24 protein-coding genes are annotated in these 24,533 nt (G+C 65.9%); 17 read left to right on the top strand and 7 right to left on the bottom strand.

From position 1 onward, the window contains the following. Positions 1-148: 148 nt before the first annotated feature. Complete coding sequence (fdx, locus tag U858_RS0101750; protein WP_025135473.1) at positions 149-484, bottom strand: ISC system 2Fe-2S type ferredoxin; 336 nt, start codon at positions 482-484, stop codon at positions 149-151. 218 nt (positions 485-702) lie between these two features. On the opposite strand from fdx, the gene U858_RS0101745 reads away from it, so the two are divergent. Then, positions 703-1,452 carry a hypothetical protein gene (locus U858_RS0101745; protein WP_025135472.1) on the top strand — a complete coding sequence of 250 codons (750 nt, stop codon included), beginning with the start codon at positions 703-705 and terminating at the stop codon, positions 1,450-1,452. 18 nt (positions 1,453-1,470) lie between these two features. After that, a complete protein-coding gene (locus U858_RS0101740; protein ID WP_025135471.1) occupies positions 1,471-1,908 on the top strand; it encodes a hypothetical protein in 438 nt (145 codons plus the stop codon). A 35-nt stretch (positions 1,909-1,943) separates the two neighbouring features. Here U858_RS0101740 and U858_RS0101735 read toward each other — a convergent pair whose 3' ends face one another. After that, positions 1,944-2,420, bottom strand: a complete 477-nt coding sequence (locus U858_RS0101735) for a hypothetical protein (protein WP_025135470.1) — start codon at positions 2,418-2,420, stop codon at positions 1,944-1,946. Between the two features lie 97 nt (positions 2,421-2,517). Between U858_RS0101735 and U858_RS0101730 the strand changes: the two genes are divergently transcribed. From U858_RS0101730 to U858_RS0101720, 3 genes are all read left to right on the top strand, one after another. After that, entirely contained in the window at positions 2,518-3,474 is a 957-nt protein-coding gene (locus U858_RS0101730) for a sensor domain-containing diguanylate cyclase (protein WP_025135469.1), read from the top strand. A 37-nt stretch (positions 3,475-3,511) separates the two neighbouring features. Continuing rightward, positions 3,512-3,841, top strand: a complete 330-nt coding sequence (locus tag U858_RS0101725; protein ID WP_025135468.1) for a YciI family protein — start codon at positions 3,512-3,514, stop codon at positions 3,839-3,841. A 101-nt stretch (positions 3,842-3,942) separates the two neighbouring features. Continuing rightward, complete coding sequence (locus tag U858_RS0101720) at positions 3,943-4,332, top strand: VOC family protein (RefSeq protein ID WP_025135467.1); 390 nt, start codon at positions 3,943-3,945, stop codon at positions 4,330-4,332. 150 nt (positions 4,333-4,482) lie between these two features. On the opposite strand, the gene U858_RS0101715 is transcribed toward U858_RS0101720, so the two are convergent. Beyond that, positions 4,483-5,193, bottom strand: coding sequence for a Crp/Fnr family transcriptional regulator (locus U858_RS0101715; RefSeq protein ID WP_025135466.1), 711 nt, complete (start codon positions 5,191-5,193; stop codon positions 4,483-4,485). A 225-nt stretch (positions 5,194-5,418) separates the two neighbouring features. Here U858_RS0101715 and U858_RS0101710 point away from each other — a divergent pair, with 225 nt between their 5' ends. Genes U858_RS0101710 through U858_RS0101700 form a run of 3 tightly spaced genes read left to right on the top strand, consistent with a single transcriptional unit; the run spans position 5,419 to position 9,363 of the window. Further along, the gene (locus U858_RS0101710) at positions 5,419-7,056 is read left to right on the top strand and encodes an acyl-CoA synthetase (RefSeq protein WP_025135465.1); all 1,638 of its coding nucleotides are present in this window, start codon (positions 5,419-5,421) and stop codon (positions 7,054-7,056) included. Between the two features lie 31 nt (positions 7,057-7,087). Then, positions 7,088-8,857 carry an acyl-CoA dehydrogenase gene (locus tag U858_RS0101705; RefSeq protein WP_025135464.1) on the top strand — a complete coding sequence of 590 codons (1,770 nt, stop codon included), beginning with the start codon at positions 7,088-7,090 and terminating at the stop codon, positions 8,855-8,857. A gap of 2 nt (positions 8,858-8,859) precedes the next feature. Further along, positions 8,860-9,363, top strand: coding sequence for a hypothetical protein (locus tag U858_RS0101700; RefSeq protein WP_198529693.1), 504 nt, complete (start codon positions 8,860-8,862; stop codon positions 9,361-9,363). A 9-nt stretch (positions 9,364-9,372) separates the two neighbouring features. Here the strand turns inward: U858_RS0101700 and U858_RS0101695 are convergent, their stop codons facing one another. Genes U858_RS0101695 through U858_RS0101685 form a run of 3 tightly spaced genes read right to left on the bottom strand, consistent with a single transcriptional unit; the run spans position 9,373 to position 13,084 of the window. Continuing rightward, entirely contained in the window at positions 9,373-11,628 is a 2,256-nt protein-coding gene (locus tag U858_RS0101695) for a TonB-dependent receptor (protein ID WP_025135462.1), read from the bottom strand. A gap of 20 nt (positions 11,629-11,648) precedes the next feature. Then, positions 11,649-12,605 (bottom strand): FecR domain-containing protein, encoded by a 957-nt coding sequence (locus U858_RS0101690; protein WP_025135461.1) that lies wholly within the window; start codon positions 12,603-12,605, stop codon positions 11,649-11,651. Further along, positions 12,602-13,084, bottom strand: a complete 483-nt coding sequence (locus tag U858_RS0101685; RefSeq protein ID WP_025135460.1) for a sigma-70 family RNA polymerase sigma factor — start codon at positions 13,082-13,084, stop codon at positions 12,602-12,604. The genes U858_RS0101690 and U858_RS0101685 overlap by 4 nt, the downstream gene beginning before the upstream one ends. 324 nt (positions 13,085-13,408) lie before the next feature. Here U858_RS0101685 and U858_RS0101680 point away from each other — a divergent pair, with 324 nt between their 5' ends. The 9 genes from U858_RS0101680 to U858_RS0101640 all read left to right on the top strand — a co-directional run bounded on the left by U858_RS0101680 (position 13,409) and on the right by U858_RS0101640 (position 23,085). Beyond that, entirely contained in the window at positions 13,409-13,957 is a 549-nt protein-coding gene (locus U858_RS0101680; protein ID WP_232786468.1) for a fimbrial protein, read from the top strand. Positions 13,958-14,014: 57 nt separating this feature from the next. Next, positions 14,015-14,776 (top strand): molecular chaperone, encoded by a 762-nt coding sequence (locus U858_RS0101675; RefSeq protein WP_025135458.1) that lies wholly within the window; start codon positions 14,015-14,017, stop codon positions 14,774-14,776. A 97-nt stretch (positions 14,777-14,873) separates the two neighbouring features. Continuing rightward, positions 14,874-17,507 (top strand): fimbria/pilus outer membrane usher protein, encoded by a 2,634-nt coding sequence (locus U858_RS0101670; protein WP_025135457.1) that lies wholly within the window; start codon positions 14,874-14,876, stop codon positions 17,505-17,507. Continuing rightward, positions 17,507-18,628 (top strand): fimbrial protein, encoded by a 1,122-nt coding sequence (locus tag U858_RS34610; RefSeq protein ID WP_157838762.1) that lies wholly within the window; start codon positions 17,507-17,509, stop codon positions 18,626-18,628. The genes U858_RS0101670 and U858_RS34610 overlap by 1 nt, the downstream gene beginning before the upstream one ends. A 37-nt stretch (positions 18,629-18,665) precedes the next feature. Further along, the gene (locus U858_RS0101660; RefSeq protein WP_051593504.1) at positions 18,666-19,574 is read left to right on the top strand and encodes an EAL domain-containing protein; all 909 of its coding nucleotides are present in this window, start codon (positions 18,666-18,668) and stop codon (positions 19,572-19,574) included. After that, entirely contained in the window at positions 19,571-20,422 is an 852-nt protein-coding gene (locus U858_RS0101655) for a response regulator transcription factor (protein ID WP_025135454.1), read from the top strand. The genes U858_RS0101660 and U858_RS0101655 overlap by 4 nt, the downstream gene beginning before the upstream one ends. A 106-nt stretch (positions 20,423-20,528) precedes the next feature. Further along, positions 20,529-21,542, top strand: coding sequence for an ABC transporter substrate-binding protein (locus tag U858_RS0101650; RefSeq protein WP_025135453.1), 1,014 nt, complete (start codon positions 20,529-20,531; stop codon positions 21,540-21,542). Beyond that, positions 21,539-22,357 (top strand): ABC transporter permease, encoded by an 819-nt coding sequence (locus tag U858_RS0101645; RefSeq protein ID WP_025135452.1) that lies wholly within the window; start codon positions 21,539-21,541, stop codon positions 22,355-22,357. The genes U858_RS0101650 and U858_RS0101645 overlap by 4 nt, the downstream gene beginning before the upstream one ends. Beyond that, on the top strand, positions 22,345-23,085 hold the full coding sequence (locus tag U858_RS0101640; RefSeq protein WP_025135451.1) for an ABC transporter ATP-binding protein: 741 nt from the start codon (positions 22,345-22,347) through the stop codon (positions 23,083-23,085). The genes U858_RS0101645 and U858_RS0101640 overlap by 13 nt, the downstream gene beginning before the upstream one ends. Positions 23,086-23,176: 91 nt before the next feature. Here the strand turns inward: U858_RS0101640 and U858_RS0101635 are convergent, their stop codons facing one another. Beyond that, positions 23,177-24,406, bottom strand: coding sequence for an MFS transporter (locus U858_RS0101635; protein WP_025135450.1), 1,230 nt, complete (start codon positions 24,404-24,406; stop codon positions 23,177-23,179). Positions 24,407-24,533: the final 127 nt, after the last annotated feature.

Raw genomic sequence — 24,533 nt, 5'->3', positions numbered from 1 at the left:
AACCCGCCGGCAGGCCAATATCTTGCCAGACTACAATTTCAAGCCGCTTGATTCCCAGCCGGAAAACATTTTCAAACATTTTTCACGGCCGTTGCGGCGTGTGGATCCGCCTGTTTTTGCAGACGCTTGCCATGCCTGCATGCGCCGCTCAGGTCTCCCTGGCGTGATTGACCGTGTACTTCGGGATATCGATGGTCAGGTCCTCTGCCCCCACGACGGCCTGGCAGCTCAGGCGTGACTGCGGCTCGACGCCCCACGCGCGGTCCAGCAGGTCTTCTTCGGTCTCCTCCACGGTATTGAGCGTGTCGAACCCCTGGCGAACGATGCAGTGGCACGTCGTGCAGGCGCGGCTTTGCTCGCAGGCGTGCTCGATCGGGATGCCGTGATCGAGCAAGGCCTCGCACAGCGACATGCCTGTCGGCACGTCCAGCACGGCGCCGGCGGGCGCGAGGTCGGGATGGGGAAGAACTGTGATTTTCGGCATGGTGTCGCCCCTGGCGAGTCTGATCGAAACAAGATCGCCAGCGTAAAGATGGCTACGCTGGGAAGGTCAAGCGGCTTCGGTGAGGGCGAACGCGGGCAATCAGTACCGGCAGCCGCAACGGGGCAACCCCCAACCTGGCATGACGGGCCACTGGGCATTGCAGCCACGGCGCATGCCGGCAAGCGATAATCTCTCGACAATATCTTGCGGAGGTCACAGTGAATACTCTTGAAGGCAAGCCGAATCAAACGCCACCTGCCGGCACGCCGGTCCCGCAGGATCCCCTGGCATGGCAACGTCACTGGCATCAGATCCTGGATTCCTACAACGATCACCCGGACGAAGTAGCCGACGACAAAGGCGTGCCTGATCCCCTGCCGGACCTGGACCATGACTTTCGCCTGCTGTTCAATTTCTGGTCGGGCGGCTGGCCCAGCGGCGCCGACGCGCGCAAGCGGGCCTTCGCGATCCTGCCCCGCGCCGATCAACTGCTGGCCCGCATCGAAGCGTATCTCTCGACCCCGGCCCAGGCCATCGATGCCGACCAGGCCACGACGATCTTGCGCCAGGGCGTGGATATCACCCGCCGCGCGGGGTTCGAGACGCCTGACCCTGCCGGCCCGGTGCGCATACTGGCCCGCCCGGCGGTGTCCTTGAACGACGCCTATTCCCGTGCCGAATCGCCCTTTGTCGACTTGCGCGATGCGATGGATGACATGGCGGAAAGCGAAACCGGTGAGGCGGGGACCGCGGCGTACTATTTTCTCTCCGAGCCGCTGTACCGCCTGGCCACCACCTATGACGTTTCCAGCTGGATCGTCTGGCCGCTGTGCAGCCGCTTGACCGCGCCGGCCGATGACCCCACCGTGGCCGCCATGCGCTTGTGGCTGGGCGGCTGGTCGTCCGGGTGGGATGAAGAAGGCCTGTTCCTGTTCGACCGCAGGCAGGAATTCGGGCTGGCGCCCTGACCTTGCAGGAACAACCCGATGACGGACACCGATCGCTCGAACGCCGGCCAGACGGCCATGCAGCCCTGCACGCACGACGGCATTGCCGCCCAGGAAACCTGGCGGGACTGCACGGCGGCCCACGGCGGCCGCCTTCGATTGGTGCTGCTGGCGCCAGACCCGCAATCGGCGGCGCCGCTGCTCGAACAGGCCGCGCGCATCGCCGATACCCTGTCCGTGCGCACCGAAGCGGCGCTGCGCTACCTATGGGAAGCCGGCCGCGAACCCGCCGACCCGGACGCGCCGCCGGACACCTTCCTGCAAAGTTTCGCGCCGTCCGACCTGGTGCTGGCCGCTGATGGCGGCTATGTCCTGCACCTGGCGCCGCTTGACGATGCCTGGTTCATGGACGGCTACTGGCCGTCGCTGCAGTTTTCCGTGCAACACGAGCCCTTGGGATGGGTCTGCGAGTCTTGAGGCGAGCATGAAGAGGCGCCTGCCCCAAGGCGGCGTCAATACCGCCCAGCCGCAAGGATGTCATCCAGATAGGCCTGGGCATCAGGCCGGGCGGTCAACATGTGCCGCACCCACGCATCGCGCTCGTGCGCGGTGACCACCAGTTCCCAGACGCAAGCCAGCGCGGGCGCCATGACAGGCATGAAGCGGCCGGGATCGGCCAGCGGCGCCGACAGCATGCGCTGGCACACGATGCCGCCCGAAATCCACCAATCCACCAGCAGCCAGACGGCTTCTTCGCCGACGTGTGCGATGCAGAAGCCCAGGCCATGGCTACGCGGGTCAGCGGCCTGCTCGGCCAGCACGGCGTCCACGGCGACGCGCACCGACGCAATGACCGAGTCGGACAGGATTGGGCCGGCGTTGTCCGAGTCGCAGTGAATGGTGTAGATCTTGGTCGCATGGCTCTCGCTGTGCCAAGTGTCCAGATGAGCAATGTGGCGAGGGGCGTACGGTTCCGGAGGTAGCGGCATGGCGCGGAAAAACAGGAATGGAATCGCCGGATTCTAATCCGCGCGAACGGGCTTCAGGCTACAGTGATTGTTCACGTGGATCGAGGACGGATGGGGCATGGCCGACGCAAGCACGCTTTTGAATGACAACGCGGTATACAAGACCTTGCTGGAGTCGACCAAGGCGATTCCCTGGAAAATCGATTGGGCGTCCATGAAATTCGCCTATATCGGCCCCCAGATCGAGGCACTGCTGGGCTGGAGCGTCGACAGCTGGGTCAGCGTCGAAGACTGGGCCATGCGCATGCACCCCGAAGACCGTGAATACGTGGTCAATTTCTGCGTGTCGCAATCCCAGGCGGGCGTCGACCATGAAGCCGACTACCGCGCCCTGACCAAAGACAACGGCTACGTCTGGATTCGCGACGTCGTCCATGTGATGCGCAATGAGCAAGGCGAGGTGCAGGCATTGATCGGCTTCATGTTCGACATTACCGAACGCAAGAAGACCGAAGAACAATTGCTGAACCTGCAAAAAGAACTGGAAGCCCTGTCGTTCAAGGACGGCTTAACCAATATTGCCAACCGGCGCCGCTTTGACAGCAGTTTCGAACTGGAATGGGATCGCGCTGGCAAAGAACGCCAACCCCTGTCCATCTTGCTGCTCGACGTGGATTTCTTCAAGCAGTACAACGACTTGTACGGCCACACCCAGGGTGACAAATGCCTGGTGGATATCGCCCAGACGCTGAGCCTGGCGCTGGATGGCCCGCGCGATCTGGTGGCGCGCTACGGCGGTGAGGAATTCGTCGTGCTGCTGCCCGAGGCCGATGCCGCGACCGCCCTGAAAGTGGCTGATCGCTGCCAACGGCTGCTGGAAAAGAAAGCCATCATGCATGCGCTGTCGCCCCACGGCCGGCGCGTCACGGTGAGCATGGGCGCGGGCACCCTGATTCCTGACGGCAACGCCACGCGGGATGCCTTCATCAAGACCGTGGACAAAGCGTTGTACGCGGCCAAGAACAACGGCCGCAACCGCATTGAACATGTGCAATGGGAGAGCACGGCGCGCTAGCTGCCACGCCGGCCTCCCGCATTTTCAGGAGACCCGCATGCCCAAGTTCATCACGATCGGCTACGGAGACCAGGCCGGCTACGACCGCACCGCCGCCCCCTTGCGCGATGCCGCCCACGCGCACGATGCCGATTTGCGGCGCCAAGGCGTCTTGATGGGCATTGCCGGCGCCCCGATGCAGGTGCGCAATCACGACGCGGCGGGGGTGGAAACGACCACGGCGCCCTACATGGCATCAGCCTTGCCGGTGGCGGGCTTTGCCATCATCGAGGCGGCTGACCTGGCCGAGGCGATAGCGCTGGTGTCGCGCACGCCGTGTGCGGTGGCGCAGGGGGTGGTCGAGGTTTGGCCGTTGGTGGAACCCTAGCCTGGCCTCGCCCGCGGGTTGCAAATCGAAGCGTTCCTGTTCAGCTCGTTAGCCTATGCTGACGGGCCGGGGTTTCCCCACACTCTCTCAAGGAGCTGCGAATGCTGGACCATGTCGAAATCAACGTGAGCGACTTCGAGCGCAGTCGGGCGTTTTACCTGAGCGCGCTTGCGGCGATCGGCTATGTGCCACGCAAGGCGCTGCCGGCCGGCATGGGATTCGGCATGGGCGAACCCGGCGATGCCGGTGACGGCCCGGGCGGCGCATTCTGGATTCATCAAGGCACGCCCAGCACCCCGCGCGTGCATGTGGCCTTTCGGGCCCGCAGCCGGGCCGAGGTCGATGCCTTTCATCGGGCGGCGCTGGAAGCCGGCGGCAGGGATAACGGCGCGCCCGGCATACGCCCGCAGTATCACCCGCATTATTACGGCGCCTTCATCCTGGACCCCGACGGCTACAACGTCGAAGCGGTATACCACCGCCCGGCGTGATCGCCATCACTTCTTCTTGCAGTCGATCAGACTGGCTTCGGGCATGCCTACCATCGTCCGTCTTTGGCCAACGTATCCGACTGTAGTCTGACGAATGGGCTGCGCACCTCTTCAGCACGCCGCCCAAAAGCGAAAGAGCGATTCACTGCCTCAAAGCTGATCCGCCCCGAACAGCCTTAACCGCCCCAGGTCCAGCACCTGGATCTGGTTGTAGGCCAGACTCAGAATCCCCTGATCCGCCAGCGTCTGCAACGTCTGGTTCACCCGCTGGCGCGACAGGCCGGTCAGGTATCCCAGTTCTTCCTGCGAGATCGCCAGCGTCAGGTCGGTGGACGGATACAGCTGCGGATTGAACAGCTGCGCCAGGGACTGCGCCACGCGGGCATCGGCGTCCAGCAGCCGATGATTCTGGATCGAGGCGATGAATTCGCCCATCCGGTTGTTCAATTGCCCGATCACGAAGTGCGAGAACGGCAGGCTGGCCGCCAGCAGCGCGTGAAAGGTATCCACCGGCACCCGCAGGACCAGCGACGGCTGGATGGCGACCACGTCGTATTTGCGCAGTTCGCGCTTGATGACGCTGCCCTCGCCGAACCAGCCGCCCGGCGGCACGCCGGAGAACGTGCAGCTGCGCCCGGATTCGTTATAGATGGCCAGCTTCAGCAGGCCGGCGTGCACGCCCAGCCAGTAGTCCGACGGCGCGTTGCGGCGCGCGATCCAGGCGCCGCTGGCGACATGATCGGCATGCGACGTGGCCAGAACCAGGGCTTGATGCGGGGCGTCCAGCGCGCCGAACCAGGCACAGGCGCCGAACAGCTCGGCAAGCGCGTTGGCGGAAACAGCGTTTGAAACATCGGACATGGAAAGAACCGTGTAAAACTAGCAGTTGGCACGTGCACGGAAGGTCTGTCATGCAGGCGACAGACAGGTTTCTCCGGCGACGGATACGCTACTCGCAAGCAGCGGGATACGGCAACGGGACACAGCAAAAGAACGGACCCACGCGGACAGCAAGATCCGCGATTCCGATCATGCGTTCCGCACACAGGCTATCCGGGCGCACCATGCGCCCGACAGGAGACAACGATGAGCAGCATGTTCGAACACGGCCTGGCGCGCCGGGACGCCAACTATGAGCCGCTGACCCCGGTGGATTTCATTGCCCGAGCGGCGCAAGTGTACGGCCAGCGCCTGGCGGTGGTGCACGGCAAGGTGCGGCGCACCTGGGCCCAGACCTATGAACGGGCGCAGCGCCTGGCCGGGGCGCTGGCGGCGGCCGGCATTGGCCGCGGCGACACGGTGGCAGTGATGCTGCCCAATATTCCCGCGATGGTCGAGGCGCATTTCGGGGTGCCCATGCTGGGCGCGGTGCTCAACACGCTGAATACCCGGCTGGATACGCCCAGCGTGCTGTTCATGCTGGGCCACGGCGAAGCCCGGGCACTGATCGTGGACACCGAGTACGCCGACGTGGCGCAGCGCGCCCGCGCGGAATTTCCGCACCTGACGGTGATTTCGGTGCATGACCTGGACAGCGCCCCGGCCACCTTGCCGGGCGCGACGGATTACGAGGATTTCCTGGCGGCGGCCCCTGCCCGCTTCGACTGGCAGCCGCCGGCAGACGAGTGGGATGCGATTGCGCTGAACTACACGTCGGGCACGACGGGCGACCCGAAGGGCGTGGTCTACCACTACCGCGGCGCCTACCTGAACGCGGTGAGCAATATCCTGGAATGGGATATGCCCAAGCACCCGGTGTATCTGTGGACGCTGCCGCTGTTTCACTGCAATGGCTGGTGCTTCGCCTGGACGGTGGCGGCGCGCGCGGGGGTCAATGTCTGCCTGCGCAAGTTCGATCCGAAGACGGTGTTCGACCTGATCCGCAGCGAAGGCGTCACGCACTACTGCGGTGCGCCCATCGTGCAAAGCGCGCTGGCCAACGCGCCGGCCGAGATGCGGGCGGGCATCGACCACACGGTGCGCACGATGGTGGCCGGCGCGGCCCCGGCGCCCGCAGTGATCGCGAAGATGAAGGAAATCGGCTTTGAACTGACGCACGTGTACGGGCTGACCGAGGTCTACGGCCCGGCCGCCGTCTGCGCCCGCCAGGAAGCCTGGGATGCGCTCGAAGACGAGCAACTGGCTGCGCTGACCGCCCGCCAGGGGGTGCGCTACCACCTGCAGGCCGGGGTCTCGGTGCGCGACCCGGAGACCATGCAGGAAGTGCCGGCCGACGAGCAGACCGTGGGCGAGATCATGTTCCGCGGCAATATCTGCATGAAGGGCTACCTGAAGAACGAGCGCGCCACCGAAGACGCGTTCAGCGGCGGCTGGTTTCATACGGGCGACCTGGGCGTGATGACGCCGGACGGGTATATCCGCATCAAGGACCGCAGCAAGGACATCATCATCTCGGGCGGCGAGAATATCTCCAGCATCGAGGTCGAGGACGCGCTGTACCGCCATCCCGCCGTGGCCGCGGTGGCGGTGGTGGCGATGCCGGACCCGAAATGGGGCGAAACGCCCTGCGCCTTTGTCGAACTCAAACCCGGCTGCAGCGCGACCGAGGCGGAGATCATCGCCCACTGCAAGCTGCTGCTGCCCGGCTTCAAGGTGCCGCGCGCGGTGCGCTTTGGCGAGCTGCCCAAGACGTCCACCGGCAAGATCCAGAAGTTTGAACTGCGCGCGGCGGTGGGTTCCACCCGCGCGATCGATGCCACCTGATTCCCCTTCCACACGCCAGGAGCGCTACGCCATGACGTACCAAGCCCCCGTGAAAGACATGCTGTTCGTGCTGAACCACCTTGCGGGCCTGCCGCAGGTGGCGGCGCTACCCGAATACGCCGAAGCCACGCCGGACACTGCCCAGGCAGTGCTGGAAGAGGCCGCGACCTTTGCCGCCGATGTGCTGGCGCCGCTGAACCACCCTGCCGACCGCGAGCCCAGCGCCTGGAAAGACGGCGCGGTGACCACTGCGCCGGGCTTCAAGCAGGCGTTTGCCCAGTACGCCGAGGCCGGCTGGCAGGGCATGACGCATCCCGAACAGTACGGCGGCCAGGGCCTGCCGGGCCTGTTGGGCGCGCCCTGCGCCGAAATGCTGAACGCGGCCAACCTGTCGTTCGCGCTGTGCCCCTTGCTGACCAACGGCGCGATCGAAGCGCTGCTGACGGCCGGTTCGCCCGAGCTGCGCGAACGCTACATCGGCCCGATGATCTCGGGCCAGTGGACCGGCACGATGAACCTGACCGAACCGCAGGCAGGTTCCGACCTGGCCTTGCTGCGCAGCCGCGCGCAGCCGGTGGGCGACGGCAGCTACCGGATTTCGGGCACCAAGATCTTCATTACCTACGGCGAGCATGACCTGGCCGAGAACATCGTGCACCTGGTCCTGGCGCGCCTGCCCGATGCGCCCGAGGGCGTGAAAGGCATTTCGCTGTTCCTGGTGCCCAAGTTCCTGGTGAACGAAGACGGCACGCTGGGCGCGCGCAATGATGTGGCCTGCGTGTCGATCGAGCACAAGCTGGGCATCAAGGCCAGCCCCACCGCGACGCTGCAGTTCGGCGATGCGGGCGGCGCCATCGGCTACCTGGTGGGCCAGGAAAACCGCGGGCTGGACGCCATGTTCATCATGATGAACGCGGCCCGCTTCGCGGTGGGCGTGCAGGGCATCGCGGTGGCCGACCGTGCCTACCAGCACGCGCTGGCCTATGCCGCAGAACGGGTGCAAAGCCGCCCGGTGGATGGGTCGTCGCGCGAATCCGTGACCATCATCCATCACCCCGACGTGCGCCGCATGCTGGGCACGATGCGCGCGCTGACCGAAGCCGGCCGTGCGCTGGCCTACTACACGGCCGGCCACGCCGACCTGGCCCACGCCAGCGCCGACCCGGCTGCCCGCGCCCGCCACCTGGCGGTGCAGGAATTCCTGGTGCCGATCGTCAAGGGCTGGTGCACCGAGGCGTCCATCGACGTGGCCAGCCTGGGTGTGCAGGTGCACGGCGGCATGGGCTTCATCGAAGAGACCGGCGCCGCGCAGTACTACCGCGACGCCCGCATCCTGACCATCTACGAAGGCACAACCGCCATCCAGGCCAACGACCTGGTTGGCCGCAAGACGCTGCGCGACGGCGGCGCGGTGGCGCAGGCGCTGATCGAAGAGATCCGCAAGACGGAAGAAGCGCTGCAAGCGCGCAGCGAACCGGCCGCCTGGCTGGTGCTGACGCCGCTGCGCCAGGGCCGCCTTGCGCTGGCCAACACGGTGGATTTCGTGGTGGCCAATGCCGCCGCGCATCCCAACGCCGTGTTCGGCTCGGCCGTGCCCTACCTGCTGCTGGCCGGCACCGTGCTGGCGGGCTGGCAGATGGCGCGCGCGCTCTTGGCGTCGCTGGACCACCAGGCCGAAGACCCGGCCTTTCACCAGGCCAAGATCGCCACTGCCCAGACCTACGCACTGCACAAGCTGACGCAGGCGCCGGGGCTGGCGGCGGTGGTGGCGGGGTCGATCGAGTACGACGTGCAGCCATGAGCGTGATCGACGCCGCGACGCGCCTGGATGCCCTAGCGGCGCTGGGCGCATCGGCGCCGCTGGTCCGGCTGGCCAGCGGCGACTGCGTGCATCCGCTACTGCGCAATACGTGCTTGGGGCCGCCGTTCCATTCCTATCACGGCGCCCGCGCGCCGCAGGGACCGGCCCTGGCGCCGCTCTGGGACGACGGCGGCTATGTCTACGCCCTGCGGAGCACGGCGACGGGACGCGAGTTCATCCGTTTCAATATCGAAGACCCGCAATCGGTGGACGTCGTGGCCAAGACGGAACAAGGATTCTGGGCGCACCGCTTCGACTTCCTCTACGAAACCGATGCGCCGCTGGACGATTTGCGGGCAGCGGCGGACGCGGTGCAATTTCGCGACTTCGATGCCTATCTGGCCGCGCGCGAGGAATTTGAAGACCTGCCGGGCGATTTCCCGGCGCACCGGACGTGGCTCGCCCAGACCATCGCCGAGATCGACCAACGCACGCGAGCCGCCTGAGGCTCTTCGCTAAAACGCATATGTCGTCGTCAGCATGACCGTCCGCCTGGGCTCCAGGAACGTGCGCGTAGCCAACGCGTGCCCCAGGTACAGTTTTCGATCGAACACGTTCTTGACGCCCAGCGTCGCCGAAAAGGCCGGCTTGCGGTAGAACAGGCTCAGATCGGTGCGCGCCTGCCCCGGCAACGCCCAGTGGCCCAGGCCCTGGTCATCGACGGTATAAAGGCTACGGGCATATAGCCCTGCCCCCACGCCCCAGCCAAGCAAAGCCGGTCGCTGGAACGCGTAGGTTGTCCACAAGCTGGCCGTATGGCGGGGAATCTGGTTGATCTGCCCGGCGGATGGCCGATAGCTCGTATAGGTGTAGCTGCCGATCACCTGCCAGCCCGGCGCCAACTGGCCTTGCACATTCCACTCCACCCCCCGGCTGTCCCCGCCGTCGACCAATTCGTAGCCCACGCCGTCCGCCGCCGCCTGGGCCAACTGGTTCTGGGACACCTTGAAGACCGCAATCGAGACATCCAGCGGCAGATCGGGCCACCCGAACTTGACCCCCGCTTCAAGCGTCTTGCCCGTCACGGGTGGCGCGACCCCGCCATGGCTCAGCACGAGCGGTTGCACCGAGAAGCTCTTCGCAATGTTGCCGTAGACGGAGACCTGCGGCGTCACGTCATAGGCAATGCCGCCGCGCGGCGCCCAGGCCGTGGATGAGCCGGCTTGCGCGGATGTACGGTTGTACGTCAACCCGCCCAGGACGTGCCACCTGCCCAGCGAGATGAAGTCTTGCGCGTAGACGCGCATACTGTCCAATGCGTCCGTGCTCTTGAATACGAAGTCGCCAGGCCGAGAGGCGGGCACAGGCAGATCCGGCCGAAACACATTGCCCCATGTGCCGGGAATGAACGCCTGACTGAAATCGGAGTCCAGCGTATAGCGGGTAGCGCCGAATGTGACGTCGTGCCTGAGCGGGCCGGTGTTCAGATGCCCTTTCAGGTTGTTGTCCAAAACCACGTCCTGCTGGCGATATTTGCTGACATACCCCTGGAAAAACGCATTGCCCGAGACATCGGCCGGAGTGACGTTGTAGCCCCTTATGGTGGAAGATTGCCGGGTCAGGCTTGCCGTGCTGTTGAATGACCACGCGGCGCCCAGCTTCTGTTCGAATTGATAGTACGGGCGGACCTGATGAAAATCGGTGCGAAGGTCGGCATTGCCCAATGGCCCCTCCAGACTGGCTGGGCGGCCAGCCTGCCACACGGTGAAAGGCCGAGCCGGCAATTGGCCTTCCACATACTGCAACCCAAGCACCAGGCGCGTGCGGCCATCATCCCACGCAATACTCGGCGCCAGATAACGTTGCCGGAAGTTCCGGTAGCCACCGGCATTGCGGTCGGCCTGTTCCGACGACAAGATCAGGCGGTACTGCACGCGCGTATCGTCCATCACGTCGCCCAGGTCCAGCGCCAAACCGACATGATCGAACGAGCCTGCTTGCAGGGTGCCCTCGCGCACCGGTTCCGGCTGAGGCTGCTTGAGTTGGACATTGACGACACCGCCCTGCACCATGTCGCCCAAAGCCGCCGAGTCCAGTCCTTTCAGTACGGTCACCCGCTCGATGCCGACGGCAGGCACGCGGAATGTATTCTGCGGGATGACGCCATCGAGCAGCACGCGCGCGGTATACCCGCGCAATTCATAGGCATCCGTCGAGAAGCCGTAGATCTGCGCGTTGCCGGATGTGCCGCCGATGTTGCGCAGAATGTCGTCCAGGGTCTGCGCCTGCTGATCCCGGATGACCTGATTGGTGACCACATGCACGGACTGCGGAATGTGCTGCAGCGGCGTCGGCACGCCAGTGGCCAACGACTCCGTCGCGGCCGCATAGCCGTCCCGCACCGGGTAGCCAACGACGTTGACCTCTCGCAGCATCGGGACCGGATCCGCACTCGCGTCCGCCTGCTGCGTGGCAGGCTGCAACACGTAGCCGTCGGGCCCATCGGCCACCGCCATCAGTCCACTGTCCTGGAGCAATTGCACGAATCCATCGGCGACCGTGTGCACCCCCGACAGGCCGGGGCTGGTCTTGTCCTGCACCAGCGCCGGGGCGTACGACAGCAGAATCTCGGCGGCCTGCGCGTAGCGGCCCAGCGCCTGCGCCAACGGCCCGGCGGGAATCGAATAAGCCTTTTGCGCCGCACTGGCCACGCTGCCCTGGGCAAGGGCCCCAGGCACGGTGACGCAGGCCAGCCCAGCCAGGGCGAGCACGTGCCAGAGGCTGGCGCGAACTAGTCGCGCTTTGGTCCGACCGTGACCCAATACGAACTCAATCGCGTGATGCTGACCGGCAACGAGCTCGCCAGCAACCGCAGCGCCAGATCCGTATCGTCAAGGTCATACCTGCCTGACACCCGCAGTGCCGCCACGCGCGGATCGCAGCGCAAGATACCAGGACGGTATCGCGCCAGTTCCCGGATCAGATCACCCAGTGCCATGTCCTCGACCTGAATCCGGCCTTGGATCCACAGCAATTCCTGTTCGTTCACGGCGGTGGGCGAGGCCACCGCCGTGCGCGAGAATCCGGCCTGCTGTCCGGCCCGCAGAATCACCGGGGAAGCATCGGCCTGCGCGGCGGTGATTTCCACCGCCCCCTCGGTGACGGCGACCTGGCTGAGCTGCGCATTCTGGCGAACATCGAAACGTGTGCCGATCGCGCGCACCTGCCCTTGCCGCGTGCTGACCGTGAAGGGCCGGCCAGCCGGATCAGCCGCCGTGGCTACGAAAATCCGGCCGGCGACCAACGTCACCTGCCTGCGGCTCTCGGTGAACGCCACGTTGATCGCGCTGGCGGTGTCCAACGTGATCCGGCTGCCGTCCGCCAGATCGACGACGCGTCGCGCGCCCGTGCCGGTGTCGTAGTCCGCATTCCACTCCTGCCACGGCAGGCGCAGAGCCAGCCACGTTGCAGGCCCCGCGACCAGCAGCACAGAAACCGCTTTCAAGGCCGCGCGGCGGCTGGCGTTGCGAGGTGCGTTCAGGGCGGGCCATCCGATACTGGGCGGAACACGTTGCAATCGCTCGGTCAGCGCCTGTGCAAGATGGCGCAGTTGTTCGTGCTGAGGGCTTTGCGCTGTCCATTTGCGCCAAGCCTCCCAGTCGGATTCGCTGGCGTTCTCGTCCGACAGGCGCATCATCCACGTGGCGGCCTCTTGCACGAGGGCAGGATCGATTTTCTGCGGGTTCATGCCATCGACGCCAGGCATTGCGCAAAGCCAAGCACGATATAGCGCTTGACCGTGCTGAGCGAAATATTCAACCGCTGTGCGATTTCGCTATACGGAAGCTCGTCGAGCTGGGAAAGCAAGAAAGCCTCACGCGCCTTGGCAGGCAGTTTATCGAGCATGGCGTCGATCTCGAACAGCGCTTCCAGCATCAGCGCGCGGTCTTCGGGCGAAACGGAATAGGCTTCCGGGCGGGAGGCCAGTTCCTCGAGGTAAGCGTTTTCGATGGCACGGCGCCGGTACCAGTTCGAGACCAGGCCCTTGGCGATGACGGTGAGATATGCCCGTGGTTCCTGCAGATCGCCCTGGGGAGGTTTGCTGAGCACCCGCACAAAGGTGTCCTGCGCAAGATCGGCAGCGGTATCGCTGTCCCCCATCCGCTTGCGCAACCATCCCTTCAACCAAGAATGATGCCCGGCGTACAGATCGGAAATCTTGCGCATATGGCACTCGGTACTCCCCGCTATTCCGGCATGTCGCCGTCACGCGGGACCATAGTTATCTTACGAAACGCAGGGAAAGATTACCACGCACGTCTGGGCGGAATTCTGCTTTCCCGATGATATGCAGGCCGGCTTTGCAATCCTTTAGATTTTCCGGCCGATCGCCGCAATCGGTTGATTACATAGAGTTACACATAGGTTGTCGAATTATTGAGCCGTTTTCGCTGGCTCGCGTGGCAAGCAAGGTAAGCCCCGCCCATGCAGGGCCTGCGTCTCTGAGGGCGCGCCCCTTCTTTTTGCCCTCGGTCACCTTTCTGACAATCCATGCTTATGAAAACCTCTTTTGTTACCGCTGCACTCCTGGCTGGCGCCGCACTGGGCAGCCACTCCGCGTTCGCCTCCGATGGCACGATCACGTTCAACGGCTCGGTTTCGGACACTACCTGCAAGATCAACGGCGGCAACACCGGCGATTTCACGGTCACGCTGCCCAATATCCAGACAACCGCCCTGCCGCAAGCCGGCGCTACCGCGGGCACCACCGGCTTCACGATTTCACTGTCGGAATGCCAGGGATCGGCCACCAAGGTATCCACTTACTTCGAAGATGGGGGCATGGTCGATGTCAGCACCGGCAAGCTCAGGCTGGATGCCGGCGGCGCGGGCAATGTGCAGATCGGCCTGCTCAAGGCTGACGGCGTGACCCCGATCACGCTCGGCCTGGGCGTGACCGGACAGCAGCCGGTTCCCGTCGACATCGCCAACCGGGGCGCCCAACTGCGCTATTTCGCACAGTACGCACGCATCAGCGGCGACCCTGTCACTGCCGGCGTCGCCGTCACGCGCGTGGTCTATTCCCTGAACTACCAATAAGCCCAGGCAGGCCGGTGCGGCCGCACCGGCCCTGCGCCACCCTGTTCTGCATCGCCCATGAAAACCTCCTGCACCACCGCCCGCCTGGCACGACTGGCCGCGTCCGCCGCATTCGTGCTGGCGATGGGACACGCGCACGCGTCGATCGTCATTGCCGGCACCCGCGTGATCTATCCTGCCGCGGAATCCGAAGTCACGCTCAAGCTGTCCAACGAAGGCCAGGCCCCCGCCCTGGTGCAGGTCTGGACCGATAAGGGCGATCCCGCACTGACGCCCTCCGAGGAAGGCGGCCCTTTCCTGGTCACGCCGCCGATCGCGCGGGTCGATCCGCGAAAAAGCCAGACGCTGCGCATTGCCTATACGGGAGCGCCGCTGCCCCAGGACCGTGAATCGGTCTTCTGGTTGAACGTGCTGGAAATTCCACCCAAGCCCGACGCCAATGCCACCGACATGAACGCGCTGCAGTTCGCCTTTCGATCCCGGATCAAGCTGTTCTTCCGGCCGGCCAGACTGCCGGGGCAATCCGAGCAGGCGCCTGGCCAGGTCACCTGGCGGGTCGTGGACAAGGCAGGCGCGCAGAACCTGGAAGCACGCAACCCGTCCGCTTATCACGTCACCTTCCTCACGATCGACATCGACGGCGGCGATGCTCGGGCGCCAGAGATAGAGGCCGGCGTCATGCTGGCGCCGGGGGAGTCCCGCCTGCTGCCCATGAAGGGCAAAGCCGCTTCGCCTGTCGGGAAAGTCCGATATGAAGCGGTGAACGACTACGGCGGCGTCATTTCGGGCGAGGCCACGCTACAGCAAGGCGGCCGCTAGCCGGGCCGCGCGGCCCCTCGCCTTCGACCTTTTTTGTCTTTCCCATGCTGCATCGTCGCGGCAGGGCCGGACTCACTCCGAATTCCTGGCTTCTGTTATGAAAACCCGAAGGAAGAACCCGATTTCGTCCTCCCGCCCGCGGCTGCATCCCAGCCATTTGCTGGTGCTCGTGGCCATGGCAGTCGCGGACTGTATCGCGGGCGCCCACGGCGCCGCGCCCCATGTGGCCGCCGTGCAGTTCAACGACCAGTTCCTGCTGCGCGGCGACGGCCCCGCCATCGACCTGAGCCTGTACAACCTGGGTCAGGCGGCAGCGCCGGGCAACTACCGGGCGGACCTGCATGTCAACGAACGCTGGCTGGGCCGCGCGCAGATTGTGCTACGGCAGAGCAGTGCCGATCCGCGCGATGTCCAGCCGTGCTTCGACCGTGAATTGCTTGAACGCATCGGCGTCGATCTGCAAAAGCTGTCCCCCGAAGCCTCGGCCATGCTGCTCGGGACTGGCCCATGCACGACGCTCTCGCAACTGGTGCCGGACGCGACGGCCTCGTTTGACGGCGGCGAGCAGCGCCTGGACATCAGCGTGCCACAGGTGTCGCTGGCCCGCAATGCGCAGGGCTATGTCGATCCACGCTATTGGGATGACGGCGTATCCGCCGGCCTGCTCCAGTACAACGCCAATTTCTATCGGTCGACCTCGCAGGGACAGACCTTCAGCCAAGGGTATACCGGGTTGACGGGAGGGTTGAACCTCGGCCCCTGGCGCTTGCGCCACAGCGGCAGCCTGACCACGGCCACCCGCTATGGCACGCATTACCAGAGCATGCAGACCAACCTGCAACGCTCGATCCCGGCGCTGCGCAGCCAATTGCTGATCGGCGATGCCTACACCGACGGCAGCCTTTTCGACAGTTTCGGCTTTCGCGGTGTGCAACTGTCCAGCGACGACCGGATGCTGCCCCAGTCACAACGCGGCTATGCCCCGCGGGTCACCGGCATCGCGCGCAGCAACGCCGTCGTCCGCATCCGCCAGAACGGCAACACGCTCTACGAAACCAATGTGGCGCCAGGCGCCTTCTCGATCGATGACCTGTACCCCACCGGCTACGGCGGCAACCTGGATGTCGAGGTGACGGAGGCCGACGGTAGCGTGCATGTGTCGAACGTGCCGTATGCGTCCGCCGTCAACGCATTGCGGCCTGGCATCACCCGTTATGGCCTGACCGTCGGCCGCTTTCGCGACGCGCAGATCAACGCCGAACCGATGGTGGCGCAGGCAACGCTACAGCATGGCATCACCAACCTGCTGACCGGCTATGGCGGCGTGGTGGGTGCGCAGGGCTACGCTGCCGGCCTGGCCGGCGTGGCGCTCAATACCGGATGGGGTGCGATCGGCCTGGACGCGACCCAGTCGAAGGCCGACCTCGGCAGGCTGGGTTCGCGTGCCGGCCAAAGCGTACGGCTGTCATACAGCAAGCTCGTGGCGCCCACCAACACCAATATCACCGTGGCCGCTTACCGTTACTCCAGCAGCGGCTACCTGAACCTGCGCGACGCGATGGCGTTGCGCCACGGCGAGACCTCGTACCGGGGGCCGGTTTTCCTGAACGGCATCGCGCAGAACGGTTTCCTGCAAAGCGGCTCGTTGCGCGGCCGCCTGCAAGTCGCCATCAACCAACAACTGCCGCGCGAGGCTGGAACCCTCTACGTCAGCGGTTCCAGCCAGGATTACTGGAACCGCAAGGGACGGGATACCCAGTTCCAGGCCGGCTACAGCACGCGCTTTGGCCGGGTGAACGCGGGCCTTTCCCTGGCTCGCCAGTTCGACGCCGGGCCGGGCAAGTGGGACAACGTGGCCATGCTGAACCTCGGCATTCCGATCAGCATCGGGACCCAGCGCCTCTACACGTCGACCAGCGTCCAACACGATTTCAGGGGCCGCAGCAGCGTGCAGGAAACGGTGACCGGATCGGCCGGCACGGATAACGCGTTTTCGTATGGCGTGAATGCGATGCGCGCGAGTGGCGGCGCGGGCGGCGCACGCACCAGCGTCGGCGGCAACATGGCCTATGCCTCGCCGATGGCCACGTTGCGAGCCAATGCGTCGGGCGGCCAAGGGTTCTCGCAGTTGGGCGCAGGTCTGTCGGGTGGCGTGGTCGCCTATGGCGGGGGGGTGGTGTTGACGCCCTCTCTGGGCGACACGACGGCGGTGATCGAAGCCGACAACGCCGCGGGCGCTCGTGTGGTCAACGCCAGCGGCCTGCGCGTGGACCGGTGGGGCCACGCGGTCGTGCCCAACCTGACGCCGTTTGCGAGCAACGAGATCGAGCTGGATCCCAAGGGCCTGCCGCGTAGTGTCGAACTGAAGACAAGCGCACAGCACGTTGCCCCCACGGCAGGCGCGGTGGTGAAGCTGAAATTCGACACCGTCGGCGGCGGACGCGCGGTGCTGGTGCGCGCGACGCTGGCCGATGGCAGCCCCGTGCCGTTTGGTGCGCGGGCAACCGACGGCGCGGGCGAGGCCGTCGGCACCGTGGCGCAATTCGGCCAGTTGCTGCTACGCGGGGCCGAATCTGGCAGGCACGAGTACCGCCTGTCGTGGGGCGACGCGGCAGACGACCAATGCGGCTTGACCATCACGCTTGCTCCGCCGGACAAGGCGGACGCGGCGCAGGCATGGACAACGTTGGACGCCCGCTGCGGCGTGACCGAACAAGAGGAAAGATCGTGATGAAAGGACAGAAATTCAAGGTGGCTCGACGGGTCGCCAGGCATGGCGTCATCGCGGCAGGGCTGCTCTTGGGAGTATCCGGGCAAGCGTGGGCACAATTCACGGATCCGCCGCGGGCTTGCCGAGGCGGTGGCAACTACACTTTGACCTTGCCGGCTGGCATCACGGTCGCACGGGACGCCCCGGTCGGAACCATTCTGCTGGCTCCCGTGGTCGGCGCGCAGTTTCCGGCGTTGTACCAATGCGCCAACTCGACAACCAGGAACTCGGCAGGCGTCGCCCGAAAATCGGTAAACCTCACCCGTTCTGGTCTGAGGGTCAACATCGTGGTCGGAGGCGAGACGCTGAACAACACACCGGTCTACAACACCGACGTGCCGGGCATCGGCATGGTCGTTGCCGTCAGAAACCTCGATACCGGTTGCGCGCCGTCTGGCTGGCTGGATGTCGACACCCCCGAAAGCGGTCTCGTCGAAGGATGGCCGAATTCCACCTGTAACGGCGCCGGCAACCCCACGGCAAACGCGGGTCTGCAGTGGGCGATCGGCCTGGTCAAGACGGCCACATCGGTGCAGCCGGGCATGATCGCCGGCAAGAACGTCATGGAGATGGCCCTGGTGCTGAACAACACCACCCTCGCCAAGAACCCGGAAGCACAGCATGGCTTCGTCGCCATGAGTCCGGTGCGGGTAACGGTGCTGACCTGCTCCACGCCGAACGTAACCGTTCCCATGGGTGACTATCCCAAGCAGACGTTCAAGGGCGTGGGGTCGACGAGCAAGCCGGTCCGATTCAAGGTGGCCATCAACAATTGTCCGGCCGGCATGCGATCCATCGGGATCCAGTTTGTGGAGCCCGGCAGTCGTTACATCAACCAGGCGCAAGGCGTGATCCAGCTCAGCGCCGACTCCACGGCCAGAGGCATCGGCCTGAAGCTGACCCAACCCGCCGACGGGGGACCGATGCGCTTTGGCAACCCCGGCTACGTCTTGCAGGCCTATGACCCGGCCAGAGGCGGATCGCTTGAGATCGCCTTCGACGCTGCCTACTACCAGGCCCAATCCGCGGTCACCGCCGGCAGCGCCAACGCGGTCCTCGAATTCACGATGAATTATCAGTAGGCCCGGAACTGGCTCGATCGTTCTCACTGGAAGGCCCATGCCCATGCTCATCTGTCCCGATTGCCGCACGCCTGCCGCGCCGGCCCTTGTTGCCAATGCCGCCCCCCTGTCCGGCGACGGACAACGGATTGCGCCACAAGACGATCTGGCCTGTGCCGCCAGGTTGTCTGCGGACCTGCACCGACAGGGCGTTGTGCTTGCCTTCCAGGCCATCGTCGCGACCGTCGAGCCGGCGGGACCTCTCCTGTATCACGAGGGGCTGGCGCGAGCGATCATGCCCGATGCACACGGGGAAATGGCCACGCTTGCCCCCACGATCCTGTCGTTGGAGCAATTGGGACAGATCCGCGGCTTCGACCGATGCGTCGTCAACGCCACGATCAATACGCTGCGCGTCCACCCCCACCTGCAACTGGGTTGCAACGTGTCAGCCCAAAGTGCGGTCATCGATGACGACTGGACTCACCTCGTCCGGCAATTGCGTCAGGAGCCGGGCATTGCGTGCCGCCTGACCCTTGAATTCACCGAGACGTCACGCATCGACGATCCGCAGGCGGCCCTGGAATTCATTCAGCTGATGCAGACGCTGGGTTGCCGGATCGCGTTCGACGATTTCGGCACCGGCGCCATTGCGCCCGACTTCGTGATCCGGGCGCACCCCGACATCATCAAAATCGACAAGGGCTACCTGTTCAGAGCCCGCGAAAGCCGGCAAGGCCGGACCATCCTGCGTCACCTGGTCCAGTTATGTGCGGCGATCACGAGGACGGTCGTGCTGGAAGGCGTAGAAACACGCGAGGACCAGGTTCTGGCCGAGCAGGCCGGCGCACCCTGGATGCAGGGATATGGGGTTGGCCGTCCAACGGTGCTGCCGCCGGGGCTGCACACCCCCTGCGTCGTATTGGCCCCGTCGTCATCTCTGCCTGGCAGGGAATGCCTGCCATGAGCCGCCACGTCAGCGTACCCGTCGTTGTCCTGTTGCCAGGGCTGCCGACAGCCGAAGGCACCGCGCCGGCGATCGGCGGCTTCTGGATCTGGGAAGCCTTGAATGCCACCGATGTCGTCTTCCGCTGCTGCACGACCGTAGGACAGCTGTTCGCGTGGTTGGCGAAAGAACAGGACACGATCGTCGTCCTGGACGCCGGCACGATCGACAACGTGGACGGCTATACCCTGTGCACACTGCTGCGCAACACGTTCCAGGCAGGCGTGATCCTTCTGGTACACGGCGGCGCCGACGACCGCGCGCGGGGGCTGCACGCCGGCGCCGACCTGTGTCTGTCCAGCCCGGTAGGCGGACCGGAATTGAGCGCCATTCTGCATGCGCTGCATCGGCGCACGCAGCTTTCATCCGAAGCGCCGCCATGGCCAAGGGCGCTCCCGGATGCCGCTTTGACACCACCCATGCTGCAGGGCGATCCCTTGCCTGTTCCACCCCGGGAGGGCTATTGGATCTTCTCGGACCAAGGTTGGTCGCTACGCACACCCGCTAACCAGATCATGCGTCTGACGCAGGCAGAGCGCGAATTCCTGACCCGGCTCTTTTCGTCGCCGGATTACCTGTTTCTGCGGGCAAGCCAGGACAGCGACGTGACTGCCGACCTGATATCGCACCGCAAACTGGACGTGGTCGTCAGCCGATTGCGGGTGAAGGCCGGCAGGCTGGGGCCCCCCCTGCCCCTGCATACCTGCCGCGGCATGGGCTATCAATTTTCAGGAAAGGTGCTGCTTGCCGACCAACGCGATGTTGCCCTGGGACGGCTGGCCAGTCCGAGCATGCTGCTAAACATATAACCAAAAAGAATAAAGAAAAGAAATAAACATATCTAAAATTATTAAGCGGACACTGCCCGCAGGCAAGACGCCAGCCGTATCAAGGCGTAGTACAGGACCCTTCCCCATGCTTCGCAAGCTGTTTTCCGCCGCCCTCATCGCCACCGCTTTCGCCGTTGCCCCCGCCCATGCCGCGCCGCCCACGCTGGAAATCGGCTACCTGCCGATCCTGCCGGATGCGCAGTTGTTCGTGGCGCTGGAAGAAGGCACCTTGCAGGCCCAGGGCGCCCCCGCCCCCAAGCTGGTGCAGTTCCAGAGCGGCCCCGCGCTGACGCAGGCGCTTTTGGCCGGCCAGCTGGACGTGGCCTACGTCGGCATCGGCCCGGCGCTGGTGGCCAGCGCCAAGGGCGCCGGCATCAAGGTGGTGGCGTCCAACATCGTGGAACAGGTGAACGTGGTGGCGCTGGGCGCGCTGGCGCCGTATTTCGCGTCGGGCGATCCGGCCACCGCCTTTGCGCGCTTTGCCAAGGACAAGGGCAGAAAGCCCGTCATCGCCAGCTACCCCAAGGGCGCCGTGCCCGAAGCCGCGCTGCAATACTGGCTGCGCAAGCAGATCAAGGCCGATCCGGCCAGCCTGGACCTGATCTACCAGGGCGAGGCGCAGATCCAGCAGTCGCTGCTGACGGGCGCCATCGACGGTGCGGCCATTCTGGAGCCCACCGTGACCACGGTGCTGACGCGTGCGCCGGATTCGCGCGTGGTGGCGCGCGGCTCGCAGCTGTTTCCGAACCAGCCCGGCGCCGTGCTGCTGGTGCGCGACAAGCTGATCGCCGACCACCCCGAGGTGGTGCAGCAGTTGGTCAACGCCCAGTTGTCCGCCACGGCCCTGCTCAAGAACGACCCGGCGCGCGCCGCGGGCCACGTGCAGAAATACGTGGGCGGCGGCCGCCTGGACCGCGCCCTGGTGGAAAAGGCCATCCGCAATTCGCACGACCAGTTCGTGGCGGACCCGCATGCCATCGTCAACGCCACTGCCGAGCTGCAGACCTTCCAGGCCAGCCTGGGCACGGTCGAGGCCCCGCCCGTGGACGTGAAGCAATTGTTCGACACGCGCTTCTTCGACAAGGCCGCCAAGCCATGAGCCAGACCGCCCAGGCCTATGCCGCCCCGGCGGCGCGCCCGCGCGGCGAAACGCCGCCGTGGCACGCCGCCGCCCGCCGCGCCGCCTACGGCATGGCGGGGCTGGCGATCTTCATCGGCATCTGGAAGGCCGCGCTGATCTGGCAGTGGGCGCCCCCGGGCACCCTGCCCGACCCGTTCGCGCTGCCCGCCACGCTGATGCAGGAATGGCAGTCGGGCCGCTTGCTGCCCGCCATCGGTTCAAGCCTGGTGCATTATTTCTGGGGCCTGGCGGCCGGCACGGCGCTGGGCTTTGCCGTCGGCCTGGCCGCCGCGACGTTGCCGCGCTTTGATCTGATGCAGGCCTACCTGGCGCGCATCCTGCGGCCGATTCCGCCACTGGCCTGGGTGGTGTTCGCCATCGCCTGGTTCAAGGTCAGCCATGCCGGGGCCGCGTTCGTGATCGCCATCGGCGTGTTCTGGGTGAACTACTTCGCGACCTACAGCGCGGTGCGCAACGTGGACCCGCGCTTCTATGAACTGGCGCGCGCCTTCGGCCACGGCGGTTACGTGGCGCGCGCGCTGACCGTGACGCTGCCCGCCATTGCCCCCGGCGCGCTGTCGGGCGTGCGCACCGGCATCGGCCAGGCCTGGATGACGTTGATCGCCGCCGAACTGCTGGGCGTGCCCGGCATGGGCCAGGAAATGAACGCCGCCGCGGGCGTGGGCGCCTACGACGCGGTGGTGGTGTACATGCTGATCATCTCGCTGGTCTACACGATCTGCGACCTGGCGTTTTCCGCTGTCGAAGGCAAGGTGCTGCAATGGCGTCCGTAATCGAGTTTTCCAAGCTGTCCTACCAGCACCCCGGCGCCGCCGCACCCGTCATCCAGGGCCTGTCGCTGGATATCGAGGCCGGCAGCTTCGTGGCGGTGGTGGGCGGATCGGGCGTGGGCAAGTCGACGCTGCTGCGCGCCGCGGCCGGGCTGGCCGAACCCGCTGCGGGCGAGGTGCGCTTTCAGGCGCCGGCGCGGCCCGGACGCCGCAGCCGCGCGGTGGTGTTCCAGGACAGCCGCCTGATGCCCTGGCGCACCGTGGGCGGCAATGTCGGCTATGGGCTGGAAGGGCTAGGCCTGGATCGCGCGGAACGCCAGCGCCGGGTCGACGCGGCACTGCAACTGACCGGCCTGGCCGACTACGGCCGCCGCTGGCCGCACCAGCTGTCCGGCGGCCAGGCGCAACGCGTGGGCATCGCCCGCGCGCTGGCGGTCAAGCCCGACCTGCTGCTGATGGACGAACCCTTCAGCGCGGTCGACGCCATTACCCGCCGCAACCTGCAGCAAGAGCTGATTCGGGTGTGGCAGGCGTCGGGCGCGGCCGTGCTGTTCGTGACGCACGACATCGAAGAAGCCGTGTTCCTGGCCGACAAGATCGTGGTGCTGGGCGGCCGCCCGGCCAACATCGCCGGCAACTACGCCATCGACCTGCCCCGCCCGCGCGACCGCGCCGACCCGGCGTTTGCGCGGCAAGTGGCGGCCATTGCGCATACGCTGGAACACCACTGAACGGCGGCGGCGCCGGCACCGGCCGGCCCGCTCGCCGCCTGCGTGATTCAAGCGCGACTGACGTGCGACGCAAGCCCGAATAAAGCGCGATTCACCCGCGAGAGGTCGCGCAGGCCGCCGGCTGGGCCGCCTTGCGCGGCAAGGTCACGGCCCAGAACACGGCGGCCACCAGGCCCAGGCCTGCGCCCAGAACGCATACGCCCAGCCAGCCGGCGTGCGCATAGACGTAGGTTGACGCAATCGACCCCAGGCCGCTGCCCACCGCATAGAACATCATGTAGCCGCCCACCAACCGGCTGTGCGCCTGCGCCCCGATGCTGAAGATCATGGTCTGGTTGGTGACGTGCAAGGCCTGCGCGGCAATGTCCAGCAGCAGCACGCCCAGCGCCAGCGCCCACAGGCTCTGGTCCAGGAACGCAATGGGTATCCAGGCCAGGCAGAGCAGCGCCAGCCCCGCCCCGGTCGTGCGCTGGCCCAGGCCACGGTCGGCCAGGCGCCCGGCGCGTGCCGCCACCAGCACGCCGGCCACGCCCACCAGCCCGAAGGCGCCCACGGCGGTATGCGTCAGGGAATGCGGCGGCGCGCTCAGGGGCAGCACCAGCGCGGTCCAGAAAGCGCTGAAGCTGGCGAACATCAGCAGCGCGATCACGCCGCGCACCTGCAGCACGCGCTCGGTGGCCAGCAGCGTGAACAGCGAGCGCAACAGCGCGCCGTAGCGCAGGCCGGCTGCCGGCAATTCACGGCGCGGCAGCCAGCGCGCCAGCACCAGCGCCAACGCGGCGGCCAACACGGCGGACACCAGGTACACGGCGCGCCACCCCCACAGGTCGGCAACGGCGCCGGCCAGCGTGCGCGCCAGCAGCAGGCCGATCACCACCCCACCCTGCGCCGCCCCGACCACTCGGCCCCGTTCGGCCGGTGCCGCCAGGGCGGCCGACAGCGCCAGCAGGCCCTGCGTCATGGCCGTGCCGAGCAGGCCCAGCGCCAGCATGCCGGCCAATAGCCAAGGGGAATTCGTCGCCCCGGCCACCGCCGCCAGCGCCAGCACCAGCAGGCCCAGTTGCCCGAGCATCAGGCGGCGCCGGTCCAGCAGATCGCCCAACGGCACCACCAGCAGCAGCGCAAGGGCGCAGCCCACCTGCGTGGCGGTGACCACGATGCCCACCGCCCCTTCATCCAGGCCGAATTCACGGCCCATGGCGTCCAGCAAGGGCTGGGCGTAATACACGTTGGCCACGCTCAGGGCACAGGCCACGGCCAGGAGCAGCACCAGAGCGGTGGGCAGGCGGGCGGCGGACGGGGGGTCGGATCGTTCTGGCATGGTGGCCTCAATTGGTTTCATAACAAAACCAGAATGCTAGGCCTTAAGGTTTTATAATGCAACTACAAATTCGCGATTTACGTTGACGTCCAACCGAAGGGCCGCCCGCCCTTCCCCAGTGCCGCAT

This window comes from Achromobacter sp. DH1f (genome assembly GCF_000633435.1).
Taxonomy (GTDB): domain Bacteria; phylum Pseudomonadota; class Gammaproteobacteria; order Burkholderiales; family Burkholderiaceae_B; genus Achromobacter; species Achromobacter deleyi.
Note: the sequence above shows the minus strand (reverse complement) of the source record. Positions and strands in the feature narration are given on the sequence as shown.